A 14,960-nucleotide genomic window follows, 5' to 3' on the forward strand; every position below is an offset into this window, starting at 1 on the left:
GAAACGCCTTCGCCGGCAAGCCGGCGCCTACGGGGGAGTGTGGCGGGGGGCTCAGGCCTTGCGCCAGACGCTGGCCAGCCAGGGTTGCTGTTCCCGGGGCAGGCCGGCGGGGCGGTAGTAATGCTCCAGCTCGACAAAGCCTGCCTCAGTCAGCAACGCCTGCCAGCTTGCGAGGTCGTGGTAGGCGCCATAGCGCGGGCCGTTCCAGCCCTCCTGGTTGTCGCCGCGTGGGTTGGAGCTGAACAGCACGCCGCCGTCCTTGAGGCTCGCATGCAGTTGCTTGAGCACCCGTGGCAGTTCCTGGCGGGGAATGTGGAACAGCACTGCGTTGGCGAAGATGCCGTCGAAGCGGGCCTCCGGCAGATCAAGCTTGAGAAAGTCTTGCTGCCAGACTTCGCAGCCGCTGTCGTCGCGGGCCATCTGGGCAAAGCGCTCGCAGCCGTCGAGGCCGATGGCGATATGGCCGAGGCGGGTAAAGGTTTGCAAGTCGCGCCCCGGACCGCAGCCAAAATCCAGCACGCTGAAGGGCGCCGGGCCCTGGATGTGCCGCAGCAGCGCGTCGATGTTCTGGCTGACGTCGTGGTCGCGGGTGCCTTCACGAAAGTCTTCGGCCACCTGCTGGTAGTGGCCGAGGGTGGTGGCGGTGATGCTGTCTAGGTCGTCTGGAGCAAGTTTCATGGCGGGCTGCATGGCGTGAAGAGGAATGGCCCGAATATACCCCATGCACCCTGTAGCCGCTGCCGAAGGCTGCGAACGGCTCCGCAGGAGACGCCGCTCTTGAGGGCCTTGGAAGGTCCTGCGGACCTTGTCGCAGCCTGCGGCAGCGGCTACACGGGGTGCCACTAGCGCTTGTTCAGCACCCGCGCCAAACGGTCGCCGCCCAGCTGGATCGCCGCCACCAGGATCACCAGCAGCACGATCACCGTGAGCATGATCTGGCTGTCGAAACGCTGGTAACCGTAGCGGTAGGCAATGTCCCCCAGCCCGCCCGCGCCAATCGCCCCGGCCATGGCCGAGGAGTTGATCATGGTCACCAGGGTGATGGTGAAACCGCCGACGATGCCCGGCAGCGCTTCAGGCAGCAGCACGTGCCAGACAATGTGCCAGCGTCGGCAACCCATGGCCTGGGCGGCTTCGATCAGGCCGTGATCGACCTCCCGCAGGCTCACTTCGGCAATGCGCGCAAAGAACGGCGTGGCGGCGATGGTCAGCGGCACCACCGCCGCCCACACGCCGTAGGTGGTGCCGACGATCAGCCGGGTAAAGGGGATCAGCGCCACCATCAGGATCAGGAACGGAATCGAGCGAAACAGGTTCACAAAGGCCCCCAGGGCCCGGTTCAGGTTCGGCGCTTCATAGATCCCGCCCTTGCCGCTGGTGACCAGGATCACCGCCAGGGGAATCCCCGCCAGCAGGGCGATCAGCGAGGACACGCCGACCATCAGCAGAGTGTCGAGAATGCCCTGCAACAAGCGATCAAACCACATAGCCCAGTACCTCAACTTGTTGTGCCCAGTGCCCCGCGCGCTGGCGCAGTTCCTCGGCGCTCAGGGACGAGCCCTGGACCGCCAGCAGCAGTTGCCCCAGGGCGTGGCCCTGGATGCGTTCCACGCCGCCTTGCAGCAGGCGCACGCGACCGCCCAGGGCACCGAACAGCGCCGCCAGGTCCGGCTCTTCATGCTTGACGCCGGTGAAACGCAGGCTCAGTACCAGCGCCGCGTCGGCCGCCGTCGGCTGGCTGTGCAGACGGCTTTGCAGCTCTGGCGGCAGGCCGTGCTGCAAGGGCGCCAGCAGGGTCTTGCTGACCTCGTGTTGCGGATGGCCGAAGACTTCCCAGACCGGTCCCTGTTCGACGATGCGTCCATGTTCCAGCACCACCACCCGGTCGCAGATCTCGCGAATCACCGCCATCTCGTGGGTGATGAGGATGATGGTCAGGCCCAGGCGCTGATTGATCTCTTTCAGCAGGCCGAGGATCGACTGGGTGGTTTCCGGGTCCAGGGCCGAAGTGGCTTCGTCGCACAGCAGGATCTCGGGATCGTGGACCAGGGCCCGGGCGATCCCCACCCGTTGTTTCTGGCCGCCGGACAGCTGCGCCGGGTAGGCCTGGTGCTTGTCCTTGAGGCCCACCAGCTCCAGCAGCTCGCGGACCTTGCGCTCGCGTTCGGCCTTGGGCACCCCGGCCACCTTCAGCGGCAGCTCGACGTTGTGCCATACGGTCTTGGCCGACATCAGGTTGAAGTGCTGGAAGATCATGCCGATGCGTCGGCGCAGGGCCACCAGGCGGTCTTCGTCGAAGTCGCCGATGTCCACCTGATCGATCAGCACCCGGCCGCTGCTGGGTTGCTCCAGGCGGTTGATGGTGCGGATCAGTGATGACTTGCCGGCGCCGCTGCGGCCGATGATGCCGAACACCTCACCGCGCTGGATCGAAAGGTCGATGCCGTGCAGGGCCTGCACCGGGCCCTGCTGGCCCTGGTAGGTCTTGCCCAGGCCGATAAAGCGCACCTGGGCGCGGTTCAGTTCGGGGTGCAGCTCGGTCTGCTCGGCACGCTGGGGCGCCGGTTCCGGCAGCTTGCGCTGTAGCGTCGCGACACTCATTTCAACCTTCCCAGCCGGCTTGGTAGAGCTTGCCATGGGCTTTATCCAGGGCAGCCCGAACGGCTGGCGAGTGCTGGTAGATATCGACGAACTTGATCAGCCGCGGGTCGTTCTTGCTCTTGGGCTGGATCACGAACTGAATCACGTACTCCTTGTGGTCCAGGCCGTCGAACAGCAGCGCCGAACCGGCATCGAAGGTCTTGGCCAGACGGATGTAGGCCGGATAGCCCTGGACCAGATCGGCGTCGTCATAGGCGCGCACCAGTTGCACGGCTTCGACCTGGAGGATCTTGATCTTCTTTGGATTGCTGACGATGTCTTCTTCGGTGGCCTTGTAGCCCACGCCCGGCTTGAGGGTGATCAGCCCGGCCTTGGCCAGCAGTTGCAGGCCACGGCCGCTGTTGATCGGGTCGTTGGCGATGGCCACGCTGGCGCCTTGTGGCAGTTCGTCGAAGCTTGTGTATTTTTTCGAGTACAGGCCGACGTTGTTGATGATCCCCGGTGCGAAGGGCACCAGATCGAAACCGGCGGCGGCCTTGGCGTTTTCCAGGAACGGAATGTGCTGGAAGTAGTTCACGTCGATATCGCCGGCGGCGAGACTAACGTTGGGCGCGATCCAGTCGGTGAACTCCACCAGCTCGACTTTCAGGCCCTGCTTGCCGGCTTCGGCAACGGCCGCCTCCAGGGGAATGGCAAAGGCGGCGGTGGTGCCGACCTTGAGCGGTGCGTCGGCGGCGAAGACGGCGCTGCTGAACAGGCCGAGGGCGAGGGCCAGGGCTTTGACCGGGTGGCGCAGGAGCGTGGTTTTCATGATGGTTACTTCCAGTCAATCCGAATGAGGAGGTTGAACAATTGCGTTTGGGTGTGGCGAAGACCGCTGTCTGTGGCGAGGGAGCAAGCGCCCTCGCCACAAGAGTTCCAGCCACGGCGGCTCGGCAGAGCCACCTCGTCTCAGCGGCGGTAGGCCGCGCCGGTGTGTCGTTGCGGCAGTTTGCGGCCTTCGTGGAACAGTTTTTCCCGCAGGGTGCCGTCGTCGTAGGCGGTCTTGTAGGAGCCACGGCGTTGCAGCTCGGGGATCACCAGATCGATGAAGTCGACGTAGCTTTCCGGGGTGACGATGCGGGTCAGGTTGAAGCCGTCCAGGCCGGTTTCGGCGATCCAGGATTCCAGCTCGTCGGCCACCTGCTGCGGTGAGCCGACCACGGTGAAGTAGCGGCCGCCCAGGGCGTGCTGCTCCAGCAGCTTGCGCCGGGTCCAGTCGTTGTTTTGCAGGTGCTTGGTGGCCGACTGGATGGCGTTGCTCTTCACGTACTGGATGGGCTCGTCGATCTCGTACTGGGAAAAATCGATCCCAGTGGACGCGGAAAAATGCGCCACTCCGGCTTCGGCGCTGGCGTAACGGCGGTACTCGGCATGTTTGTTCCAGGCCAGTTCCTCGGTCTCGCCGACGATCACATTGAGGCCCATGAACACCTTGATGTCCTCGGGATTGCGCCCGGCGGCCACGGCGCTGGCGCGGACCTTGTCCACCTGGGCCTTGGTCGCGGCCTTGTTCTGCCCACTGATGAACACGCACTCGGCGTGGCGCCCGGCGAACAGCAGGCCGCGATCCGAGCTGCCGGCCTGGAACAGCACCGGGGTGCGCTGCGGTGATGGCTCGCACAGGTGATAACCGCTGACCTGATAGAACTCGCCCTGGTGCTCGACCTTGTGCACTTTGTCCGGCTGGGCATAGATGCGCTGCTCGCGGTCGTTGAGGACCGCGTCGTCTTCCCAACTGCCTTCCCAGAGTTTGTACAGCACCTCCAGGTACTCGTCGGCCTGGTCGTAGCGACGGTCGTGCTCGATCTGCTCCTTCAGGCCCATGGCCTGGGCGGCGCTGTCCAGGTAGCCGGTGACGATGTTCCAGCCGACCCGGCCACGGCTCAGGTGGTCAAGGGTGGAAAGGCGCCGGGCGAACAGGTAGGGCGCCTCGTAGGTGAGGTTGGCGGTGAGGCCGAAGCCCAGGTTCTTGGTCACTGCCGCCATGGCCGAAACCAGCAGCAGCGGGTCGTTGACCGGCAGCTGGATCGACTCCTTGAGGGGCACGTCCACCGAGTTCTGGTAGACGTCGTAGACCCCGACGATGTCGGCGATGAACAGCCCGTCGAACAGTCCGCGCTCCAGCAATTGAGCCAATTCGGTCCAGTATTCGAGGGTCTTGTACTGGGTCGAATGGTCCCGTGGATGGGTCCACAGGCCGTGGTTGATGTGTCCCACGCAGTTCATGTTGAAGGCGTTGAGCAGGATCTTTTTCTTGGCGGTTTCAGGCGCGGCCATCAAATGGTCCCCCGCAGTGGCGGGTTCTGCTGGTTGAGGTAGTAGTTGCCCACCGCGTGGTACTTCCAGCGCACCGGGTCGTGCAGGGTGTGCACCCGTGCGTTGCGCCAGTGGCGGTCCAGGCCGTGCTCGGCCAGGGTCGCCTGGCTGCCCGCCAGTTCGAACAGGGTGCTGCCGGCGGCCAGGGAGATTTCCGTGCTCAGGGCGCGGACCTCGGCCACGGCGATGGAGGCGGCGGCCACGGTGTCGGCATTGGTCTCGGCCTGGGCCCGGTCGAGGAATTCCCCTGCGCGCTCCAGCAGCGCCTCGGTGGCGTGCAGGCGGATGCTCAGGTGGCCGAAGCTCTTGAGGGTCAGCGGGTCTTGCGTGGCTTTATCGTTGCCGGAGTCGATCCACGGCCGGGTCTTGGTCCGCACGAAGCGCAGGGCGTCTTCATAGGCGGCGCGGGCGATGCCGGTGTCGATGGCGGCGTGGAGGATCTGCGCCAGGGGACCGACCGGGGTCGGGCGTTCGAAGGCGCTCTGGAACGGCACCACATCGGCTTCGTCCACCGCGACGTTTTCAAAAAGCACTGAGCCGCTGCCGGTGGTGCGCTGGCCGAAGCCGCTCCAGTCGTCGATCACGCTCAGGCCCTGGGCCTCGGCGGGGACGAAGGCCAGTTGCTGCACGCCATGTTCATCCACCACCGAGGTGGGAATGCGCTGGGCGTAGATGGCGCCCGTGGCGTAGAACTTGCGCCCGTCGATGCGGTAGCCCTGGCCGCTGCTGTCGCGGCTCAGGCGGGTGGTGCGGTCGTGGGCGGTCTTGGTGCCCAGCTCGGCCAGGGCATTACCGAAACGGCGGCCGGCCAGGACTTCGGCGTACAACCGCTGCTTCTGCGGCTCGCTGCCGTTCACCCGCAGCACTTCCAGGGCGTAGAAATGGTTCTGCGGGATCTGCCCCAGGGAGGCGTCGGCCTCGGCGATCAGGGCGATGACCTTGGCCAGGGTGACGTTGGACACCCCAGCGCCGCCGTATTCCTTGGGCACGCTGATGCCCCACAGGCCGGAGCGGGTGAAGGCTTCCAGCTCGGGATGGGGCAGGCGCCGTTCACGGTCGCGCAGGGCGCTGTCGCGTTTGAAATCTTCCGCCAGGTCGCTGGCGACAATCAGGGCTTGTTCGTCGCTGGTGATGACCGCGACGTGTTGAGCAAGAGACATGTGTTTCTCCAGAGATCTGGTCAAAAGCGTTCTGGGCGGTTAAATCCAGGAATGCCGGGCCGGCAGCGTGCCGTTCAGGTGGTAGGCGCCGACGGCGTGGTACTTCCAGCGCACCGGGTCGTGCAGGGTGTGCACCCGGGCATTGCGCCAGTGACGATCGAGGTTGAATTCGGCGAGGGTGGCGCGGCTGCCGGCCAGCTCGAAGAGCTTTTCGCTGGCCAGCAGCGAGATCTCGGTGGTCAGCACCTTGGCTTCGGCCACGGCGATGGAGGCGCGGGCGGCGGACTCGGCGGTGATCGGCGCCGCGCTGACCTGATCCAGCACCTGGCCGGCCTTGCGCAGCAGAGCCTCGGCGGCGTGCAGTTCGATCTGCAGCTTGCCGATCTCGGCGATCACATACAGGTCGTCGCTGGCCCGCTCGACGTTGGCGTCGATCCACGGGCGGGCCCGTTCACGGACAAAGGCGATGGCGTCGGCCAAGGCTTCCCGGGCGATGCCGGCGTCGATGGCGGCCTGGATCAGTTGCGACACCGCGCCCTGGATATTCGGCGATTCGTTGATCCGCCAGTTGTCCAGCACCAGCTCGGACTCGACCCGCACATCGTTGAGCAGGATGGTGCCGCTGGCGGTGGTGCGTTGGCCGAAGCCGGACCAGTCGTCGACGATGCGCAAGCCTGGGGTGCCGCGGCGGACGAAGGCCAGCACCTGGCGGCCTTCCTCGTTGAGTGCCTTGACCGCTACCCAGTGGGCGAACAGGGCGCCGGTGGAGTAGAACTTCTGGCCGTTGATGACATGGCCGTCGGCGTCTTTGGTGATCCGCGCCTTGAGTTCCAGGGTGTTCTTGGTGCCGCGTTCCGGGCCGGCATTGCCGATGCGCCAGCCTTCCAGGACGCTCTGCAGCAGCTGTTTCTTCTGCCGCTCGCTGCCGCAGCCGAGAATCAGGCCGAGGATGCCGAACTGGTTCTGCGGGATCTGCCCCAGGGCCGGGTCGGCCGCAGAAATGATCGCGAAGACTTCGGCCAGGGTGACGAAGGACACCTGTGGCCCGCCGTAGGCGCGGGGGATGGAAATACTGCCCAGGCCGCTGCGGGTGAATTGTTCGATCTGCGCCCAGGGCAGCTTGCGCTGGCGGTCGCGTTGAGCGGCCTGCTGGCGGGCCGCGTCGGCCAGTTCATGGGCGGCTTGCAGGGCTTCGGCGTCGTTGCGCAGAACCCGTGCGGGCAACAAAAGGGGGGCAATATCCAGATCGCTCTGGACCTGTGCTTCAACCAGACTGGACATCAGCGCCACTCCTTGGCTGCACGCAATGCCCTGGCGATCTGCACTGGGGTGATTGTGTTCCGAACCATACCTACCTCACATCTTTTGGATAGGCCGCGTCATGCGGCGAAATCAGAATCAAGAATGTCCGGTGGTCCGGTGCATATACCCTAAGCGCGTATAAAAATTAAATAAACTAACTTTTAGGAATATGGATAGAAGGGTTGAATCCTGGCAGCGGTGCGCTTCTGTAGCCGCTGCCGAGCCTGCGAGGCTGCGAACGACCGCAGCGCGGGCGCAGGTTCTGAAGACCGCTGAAGGCCTGGCGGCCTTGTCGCAGCCTCGCAAGCTCGGCAGCGGCTACAGGGGGAGGTTTTGGGCGGGCAGTTTGGGTGCCTCAGGTCGAGGTGCCGAGAAACTTGCTGAGAAACTGTCGGGTGCGTTCTTGCTGAGGGTTGGCGAACAGCGCCTTGGCTTCGCCTTGTTCGACGATCACGCCCTTGTCGAAGAAGATCACCCGGTTGGCCACGTCCCGGGCGAAGCCCATTTCGTGGGTGACGATGACCATGGTGCGCTTCTCTTCGGCCAGGCTGCGGATGGTAGCGAGGACTTCGCCCACCAGTTCCGGGTCCAGGGCCGAGGTCGGTTCGTCGAACAGGATCACCCGGGGTTCCATGGCCAGGGCCCGGGCAATCGCCACGCGTTGCTGCTGGCCACCGGACAGGCGCCTGGGGTAGCTGTCTTCCTTGCCCGCCAGGCCGACCTTGGCCAGCAGCGCGCGACCCAGGGCGACGGCTTGCTCCCGTGGGGTCTTCTTCACCACCAGCGGGCCTTCGATGACGTTCTCCAGGGCGGTGCGGTGGGGGAACAGGTTGAAGTTCTGGAACACGAAACCCACTTGCTGGCGCAGCTGGCGTATCCGGCTTTGTTGCTGGCTCAGCGGGATGCCGCTGTCGATGGCGATGTCGCCGATGCGGATGCGGCCGCTGGTCGGTTCTTCAAGAAAGTTCAGGCAGCGCAGGAAGGTGGTCTTGCCCGAACCGCTGGGGCCGATGATGGCAATCACTTCGCCTTCCTTGACCTGCAGGTCGATGCCATTGAGTACGGTCTGGCCTTTGAACTGCTTGGTCAGTTTTTCCACCACGATCATGGTTTCAAGACTCCTGGTCGTGCCGATTGACCCGCTGTTCCAGACGGTTCTGCAGGTGCGCGAGCACGCTGGCGAGAATCCAGTAGATCAGCGCGGCGGCAAGATACATGGTGAAAATTTCGAAGGTGCGGGCGGTGATCAGCTGCGCCTGGCGGAACAGTTCCGGCACCTGGATGGTGGCGGCCAGGGCCGTGTCCTTGACCAGGGAGATGAAGCTGTTGCCCAGCGGCGGCAGGGCGGTGCGCATGGCTTGCGGCAGGATCGCCCGGCGCAGGGTCTGGGCCCGGGTCATGCCGATGCTGGCGGCGGCTTCCCATTGACCGCGTTCGATGGAGCCGATGGCGGCCCTGAGGATTTCACAGGCGTAGGCCGCCATGTTCAGGGAAAAGCCGATCAGCGCGGCGGGCAACGGGTCCAGTTCCAGCCCCAGTTGCGGCAGGCCGTAATAGATCACGAACAGTTGCACCAGCAGCGGCGTGCCGCGAAAGAACGACACGTAGACCCGGGCAATCCAGCTCACCAGCTTGAAGCGCGACAGCCGCATCAAGGCCAGGCCAAAGCCCAGCAGCAGTCCGAAGAACATGCCGCCGAGGCTGAGGATGACCGTGTAATACGCGCCCTTGAGGAGAAATGGCGCTGAATCCAGCGCCAGTTGCAGACCTGCTTCCATTATTGGGTGACGTCAGCGTTGAAGTATTTCTCCGAGAGTTTTTTCAGCGTGCCATCGGCCCTCAGTTCCTCGATGGCCTTGTTCACCGCGGCCAGCAGCTCGGGTTCGCCTTTGCGCAGGGCCACACCGGCTTCCTGGCGGGAGAAGGGTTCGCCGGAGACCACCAGGGTGTCCTTGGTTTTCTTGATCAGCTCGAAGGCGGCCAGACGGTCCACCAGGATGGCGTCGATACGGCCTACGCGCAGGTCCTGGTACTTGGTCGGGTCATCGTCGTAGGTCTTGATGATGGCGGTCGGGACGTTGTCCTTGAGCCATTGCTCGTAGTTGGTGCCCAGGCCCACGCCGACCTTGTGGCCACCCAGGTCGGCAGCGGTCTTGAACTTGCCGTCATCCTTTTTCTGGGTCAGGGCCTGGATCCCGGAGACGGTGTAGGGGGTGGAGAAATCGTATTTTTTCTTGCGCTCTTCAGAGATGGTCACCTGGTTGATCACCGCGTCCAGGCGCTTGGATTCCAGGGCCGCGAGGATGCCGTCCCACTTGGTTGGTTGCAGCTTGACCTTGACCCCGAGCTTGTTCGCCAGGGCTTCGGAGAACTCCACTTCGAAGCCGGCCAGCTTGCCGTTTTCGTCGACGAAGCTGAAAGGTGGATACGTGCCTTCCAGGCCAACGTTGATCACTCCCGCATCCTTGATTTTCTGCAGTTGCTCGCCGGCAACCGCTTGTCCCATCAGTCCGGCACCGAGGGCCAGGCCCAGTGTGCCGATCAGCAGATTGCGACGCAGTACGGAAAAATTCATGACAAGCCCCTGTGAGTTTTCTTATGCACGATGCGGGTGGGAGATGCAGGCCAATCGGTGAGCCGAGCGTGACGCTTTATCCTGCCTTAATGCAGCGTATGCGTCTTTGGGCAAATCAGCCTGCGGCGCGACTATAAAGCGGCGTTTATAGTTTTAAAAATAATATAAATTCACTTTGTTATTCTTTTTTGTTTGGTTGTCCACGAGCAATCTCCTCCCTCGTAGGAACTGGCTTGCCAGCGAAGGCGCCGTCGAGGACGGCGCAAGGCTTACGGGCCTCTTCGCCGGCAAGCCGGCTCCTACACAAAACTTCACTTCCTACGCGAAGGCGCCGGGGTAGGCGAACAGGGCCGGGGCGCCACCGGTGTGCAGGAAGATGATCGGGCCATCGTTGAAACGCTGGCGACCGACGCCGTCCAGCAGGCCGGCCATGGCCTTGCCGGTGTACACCGGGTCGAGCAACAGGCCTTCCTGGCTGGCCAGCAACTTGACCGCGGCCAGGGTGCCGGCATTGGGTTCGCCGTAGCGAGGGGCGAAGTATTCGTCCCACAGTTGCACGTTGAACGCCTCCGGCAGGTTCACCCCCAGCAGTTCGGCGGTGCGTTCGGCCAGGCCCTGGACCTTGGGCCGCTGATCCTCGTCGCTGCGCGAGACGGTCACGCCGATCACCGGCAACTGTGGCAGCACTTCGCTCAAGGCCAGGGCCAGGCCGCTGTGGGTGCCGGCGCTGCCGGAGGCCAGCACCACCGCGGCGAATTCCAGGCCGCTGTCTTCGATCTGCTGCGCCAGCTCCAGGCCGGCCCGCACGTAACCCAGGGCACCCAGGGCATTGGAGCCGCCGATGGGCACCAGGTAGGGGGTCTTGCCGTTGCTGCGCAGGCGCGCGGCCAGGGCGTGCAACTGTTCATCGGCTTGGTCGAGGTTCTCCACCAACTCGACCTTGGCGTCGAATAGATCCAGCAGCAGGCGGTTGCCGTTGCCCAGGTAGTTGGGGTCTTCGGTGCCGATGGGGTTTTCCAGCAGGGCCACGCAACCCAGCCCCAGCTTGGCGGCCAGGGCCGCGGTCTGGCGCACGTGGTTGGACTGGATGGCCCCGGCGGTGATCAGGGTGTCGGCGCCCTGGGCCAGGGCGTCGGCGGCCAGGTATTCGAGCTTGCGCAGCTTGTTGCCGCCCATGGCCAGAGGCGTGGTGTCGTCGCGTTTGACGTAGATATCGCGCCCGATCCAGGCCGACAGGCGTTCGAGTTTTTCCAGGGCGGTGGTAGACCCGAGCAGGTCCAGACGATTAAAGCGGGCAAGCTGTTGTTTGATCATGAGTCCGCACGGAACAGGGAAGGTGCAGGGACTATAGGCAGCGATATTTGCCCGGGCAACCGTCAATCGCTTATGCGAAAAAGTGCTGTGAGCCGAACAATTAGTTCTTAAACCTCGCCCTGGTGGGGCGTAAAGTGATCGCCGTTTGCGCGGCCCGATTGTCCGGCCGCCCGAGTAAGGAGTCTTATCGTGAGCGAGCGTTCCAGCCATTGGCAATTGCAGACCATCGTTGGCCAACTGCGTGATGCCCGTGATCAGTGGCGTAGCCGCAACGGTCGGGTCAGTGGTGAACAGGGCGGGCGCGAACTGCCGTCGCGAGCGGCCATGGCAGAGATCCTTGAAGCCCTGTGCGGTGCGCTGTTCCCCATGCGCCTGGGGCCGGTGGATTTGCGCGAAGAGAGTGAAGACTTTTACGTCGGCCACACCCTGGACGCGGCGCTCAATGCCTTGCTGGCCCAGGCGCGTCTTGAACTGCGTTATGTGGCCCGGCAGAACGGTGAGGCGGACGCCGAGGTCAACGCCAAGGCGATTCGCCTGATCCAGGACTTCGCCCTGGCCCTGCCCGGCCTGCGGGTGTTACTGGACACCGACGTGCTGGCCGCCTACCACGGTGATCCGGCGGCCCGTAGCGTGGATGAAGTGCTGCTGTGCTACCCCGGCATCCTGGCGGTGATCCACCACCGCCTGGCGCACCATCTGTACCGAGCAGGTTTGCCGCTGCTGGCGCGGATCAGTTCGGAAATTGCCCACTCGGCCACCGGCATCGACATTCACCCCGGGGCGCAGATCGGCCGCAGCTTCTTCATCGATCACGGCACGGGTGTAGTGATCGGCGAGACCGCGATCATCGGCGAGCGGGTGCGCATCTACCAGGCGGTGACCCTGGGGGCCAAGCGCTTCCCGGCAGACGAAGACGGCCAGTTGCAGAAGGGCCACCCGCGTCACCCGATCGTTGAGGACGACGTGGTGATCTATGCCGGCGCGACCATCCTGGGGCGCATCACCATCGGCAAGGGCTCGACCATTGGCGGCAACGTCTGGCTGACCCGCAGCGTGCCGGCCGGTTGCAACCTGACCCAGGCCAACCTGCAGCACGATGACGGCTCGCAAAAGTAGGACAGGCCTTCTGTAGCCGCTGCCGAAGGCTGTGAACGAGCCGCAGGCTCGCCGGCGATTCCACCACCGCCGAGGCCCCTGCGGTGCCTAGCGCAGCCTGCGGCAGCGGCTACAGAGGCGTCCATGCCTCCCGCTGCACCAGCTTCTTGTAGCCGCTGCCGAGCCTGCGAGGCTGGGAAAAGGTCCGCAGGACCTTGCTTGTCGATGAGCCGCCGAATTTCAGCGGCTTCAATCTCGCCGCGCCGGTGTGCCGCCCAAACCCTGCGCAGCCTGCGGCAGCGGCACCGCGTGCGGGCAGCGTTTTTCTGCTGAACGATTGCGTCCGACATACGTCATACCCTTCCCTGAGCTAGCGTACTGAACAGTACCGCTGAGCCCTGCGATTAGTCCTCGACCGCCTATCCATGTTTAACTTGAACGCTCGTTCAAGTTAAACCGGTGGTTCGCTGCCCGCTCACAACAGGAGGCTTGCCTTTGCTGAGTCCGTACATTTCAGCCGTGTTTCATCCCTTCGAGGTGCACCCTTCATGAGTGCGCCATCCAGCTCCGCGAATACTCTGATTCGCATGAACCCTCCGGTGTTCTACTTCGCCGCGAGCTTTATCCTGATCTTCGGCGTGGTGGTGATTTCCATGCCCGAGCAGGCCGGCGCCTGGCTCCTGGCGGCGCAAAACTGGGCGGCCAACACGGTCGGCTGGTACTACATGCTGGCGATGACCCTGTACCTGGTCTTCGTGGTGGTCACCGCCTTGTCCGGCTACGGCAAGATCAAGCTCGGTGCCGACCACGACGAACCCGAGTTCAGTTACCTGTCCTGGGCCGGCATGCTGTTCGCCGCCGGGATCAGCATCACCCTGTTCTTCTTCTGCGTCTCCGAGCCCCTGACCCACATGCTGCAACCGCCCCAGGGTGAGGCCGGCACTGCCGAGGCGGCGCGTCAGGGCATGCAGTTGCTGTTCCTGCACTGGGGCCTGCACGGCTGGGGGGTGTTCGCCTTCGTCGGCATGGCCCTGGCCTACTTTGCCTACCGGCATAACCTGCCGCTGGCCCTGCGTTCGGCGCTGTATCCGCTGATCGGCAAGCGCATCAACGGCCCCATCGGCTATGCGGTGGACGGCTTCGGCATCATCGCTACGGTGTTCGGCCTGGGTGCCGACATGGGCTTTGGTGTGCTGCACCTGAACTCCGGCCTCGACTACCTGTTCGGCATCGCTCACACCCAGTGGATTCAGGTCGGCCTGATCACCTTGATGATGGGCGCGGCGATCATTGTTGCGGTGTCGGGAGTCGACAAGGGCGTGCGGGTGATGTCCGACATCAACATGCTGCTGGCGGTGGCGCTGCTGCTGTTCGTGCTGTTCGCCGGCCCAACCCAGCACCTGCTCAACACCCTGATCCAGAACCTGGGGGACTACCTGGGCGCCTTGCCGACCAAGAGTTTCGACGTTTACGCCTACAACAAGCCCAGCGACTGGCTGGGCGGTTGGACGGTGTTCTACTGGGCCTGGTGGATTGCCTGGTCGCCCTTCGTGGGGCTGTTCATCGCACGGATTTCCCGGGGCCGGACCATTCGTGAGTTCGTCTTTGGCGTGCTGCTGATTCCCCTGGGCTTCACCCTGGCGTGGATGTCGATCTTCGGTAACAGCGCCATCGACCAGGTGCTCAACCACGGCATGAGCGCCCTGGGCCTGTCGGCCATCGACAACCCGTCGATGACCCTCTACCTGCTGCTGGAAACCTACCCCTGGAGCAAGACCGTGATCGCGGTCACGGTGTTCATCAGCTTCGTGTTCTTCGTCACCTCGGCGGACTCCGGCACCGTGGTGCTCTCGACCCTGTCGGCCAAGGGCGGCAACGCCGATGAAGACGGGCCGAAATGGCTGCGGGTGTTCTGGGGCGCGATGACCGCGCTGGTCACCAGCGCGTTGCTGTTCGCTGGCAGCATCGACTCGCTGAAGTCGGCGGTGGTGCTGACCTCACTGCCGTTTTCGCTGATTCTGCTGTTGATGATGTGGGGGCTGCACAAGGCGTTCTACCTGGAATCGCAGCGGCGCATCGCCCAGCTGCATTCCCTGGCCCCGGTGGCGCCTTCGCGGCGCGGCAAGGGCGGCTGGCGCCAGCGCCTGAGCCAGGCGGTGCACTTCCCGTCACGGGACGAGGTGTATCGCTTCCTTGACCAGACGGTGCGCCCGGCCATTGAAGAGGTGACCGCGGTATTCGTCGAGAAAGGCCTGAACGTGGTGACCCAGCCCGACCCGGCCAACGACAGCGTGAGCCTGGAAATCGGCCATGGCGACCAGCATCCGTTCATCTATCAGGTGCAGATGCGTGGGTACTTCACCCCGTCCTTCGCCCGTGGTGGCATGGGCCCCAAAGAGCTGCGCAACCGCCGTTACTACCGGGCCGAGGTGCATCTGGCCGAGGGCAGTCAGGATTACGATCTGATGGGTTACACCAAGGAGCAGATCATCAACGACATCCTCGACCAGTACGAACGCCACATGCAGTTCCTGCATCTGGTGCGCTGAGCCAGA

13 protein-coding genes are annotated in these 14,960 nt (G+C 64.1%); 2 read left to right on the forward strand and 11 right to left on the reverse strand.

The genetic code is table 11. The annotated features are described in order from the left end of the window. Positions 1-51: 51 nt before the first annotated feature. The 11 genes from KHO49_RS02250 to KHO49_RS02300 all read right to left on the reverse strand — a co-directional run bounded on the left by KHO49_RS02250 (position 52) and on the right by KHO49_RS02300 (position 11,310). Positions 52-678 (reverse strand): class I SAM-dependent methyltransferase, encoded by a 627-nt coding sequence (locus KHO49_RS02250; RefSeq protein ID WP_213664545.1) that lies wholly within the window; start codon positions 676-678, stop codon positions 52-54. A gap of 164 nt (positions 679-842) precedes the next feature. Further along, entirely contained in the window at positions 843-1,487 is a 645-nt protein-coding gene (locus KHO49_RS02255) for a methionine ABC transporter permease (RefSeq protein ID WP_011058620.1), read from the reverse strand. Continuing rightward, positions 1,477-2,601 carry a methionine ABC transporter ATP-binding protein gene (locus KHO49_RS02260; RefSeq protein ID WP_213664546.1) on the reverse strand — a complete coding sequence of 375 codons (1,125 nt, stop codon included), beginning with the start codon at positions 2,599-2,601 and terminating at the stop codon, positions 1,477-1,479. The genes KHO49_RS02255 and KHO49_RS02260 overlap by 11 nt, the downstream gene beginning before the upstream one ends. A gap of 1 nt (position 2,602) precedes the next feature. Continuing rightward, a complete protein-coding gene (locus KHO49_RS02265; protein WP_213664547.1) occupies positions 2,603-3,412 on the reverse strand; it encodes a MetQ/NlpA family ABC transporter substrate-binding protein in 810 nt (269 codons plus the stop codon). A 140-nt stretch (positions 3,413-3,552) separates the two neighbouring features. Beyond that, on the reverse strand, positions 3,553-4,920 hold the full coding sequence (locus KHO49_RS02270) for an LLM class flavin-dependent oxidoreductase (protein WP_170002595.1): 1,368 nt from the start codon (positions 4,918-4,920) through the stop codon (positions 3,553-3,555). Then, a complete protein-coding gene (locus KHO49_RS02275; RefSeq protein ID WP_102882731.1) occupies positions 4,920-6,119 on the reverse strand; it encodes an SfnB family sulfur acquisition oxidoreductase in 1,200 nt (399 codons plus the stop codon). The genes KHO49_RS02270 and KHO49_RS02275 overlap by 1 nt, the downstream gene beginning before the upstream one ends. A 39-nt stretch (positions 6,120-6,158) precedes the next feature. Beyond that, on the reverse strand, positions 6,159-7,400 hold the full coding sequence (locus KHO49_RS02280) for an SfnB family sulfur acquisition oxidoreductase (RefSeq protein ID WP_213664548.1): 1,242 nt from the start codon (positions 7,398-7,400) through the stop codon (positions 6,159-6,161). 376 nt (positions 7,401-7,776) lie between these two features. Continuing rightward, the gene (gene tcyN, locus KHO49_RS02285; protein WP_102882198.1) at positions 7,777-8,529 is read right to left on the reverse strand and encodes an L-cystine ABC transporter ATP-binding protein TcyN; all 753 of its coding nucleotides are present in this window, start codon (positions 8,527-8,529) and stop codon (positions 7,777-7,779) included. 4 nt (positions 8,530-8,533) lie between these two features. Further along, on the reverse strand, positions 8,534-9,199 hold the full coding sequence (gene tcyL, locus KHO49_RS02290) for a cystine ABC transporter permease (protein ID WP_092318582.1): 666 nt from the start codon (positions 9,197-9,199) through the stop codon (positions 8,534-8,536). Beyond that, a complete protein-coding gene (tcyJ, locus tag KHO49_RS02295; protein ID WP_102882197.1) occupies positions 9,199-9,996 on the reverse strand; it encodes a cystine ABC transporter substrate-binding protein in 798 nt (265 codons plus the stop codon). The genes tcyL and tcyJ overlap by 1 nt, the downstream gene beginning before the upstream one ends. Before the next feature lie 318 nt (positions 9,997-10,314). After that, on the reverse strand, positions 10,315-11,310 hold the full coding sequence (locus KHO49_RS02300) for a D-cysteine desulfhydrase (protein WP_213664549.1): 996 nt from the start codon (positions 11,308-11,310) through the stop codon (positions 10,315-10,317). 189 nt (positions 11,311-11,499) lie between these two features. Here KHO49_RS02300 and epsC point away from each other — a divergent pair, with 189 nt between their 5' ends. Further along, positions 11,500-12,426, forward strand: coding sequence for a serine O-acetyltransferase EpsC (gene epsC, locus KHO49_RS02305; RefSeq protein ID WP_102862636.1), 927 nt, complete (start codon positions 11,500-11,502; stop codon positions 12,424-12,426). Positions 12,427-12,992: 566 nt separating this feature from the next. Next, on the forward strand, positions 12,993-14,954 hold the full coding sequence (betT, locus tag KHO49_RS02310) for a choline transporter BetT (protein ID WP_170002611.1): 1,962 nt from the start codon (positions 12,993-12,995) through the stop codon (positions 14,952-14,954). Positions 14,955-14,960 lie beyond the last annotated feature (6 nt).

The sequence above is a fragment of the Pseudomonas sp. RC4D1 genome (assembly GCF_018390395.1).
Taxonomy (GTDB): domain Bacteria; phylum Pseudomonadota; class Gammaproteobacteria; order Pseudomonadales; family Pseudomonadaceae; genus Aquipseudomonas; species Aquipseudomonas danubii.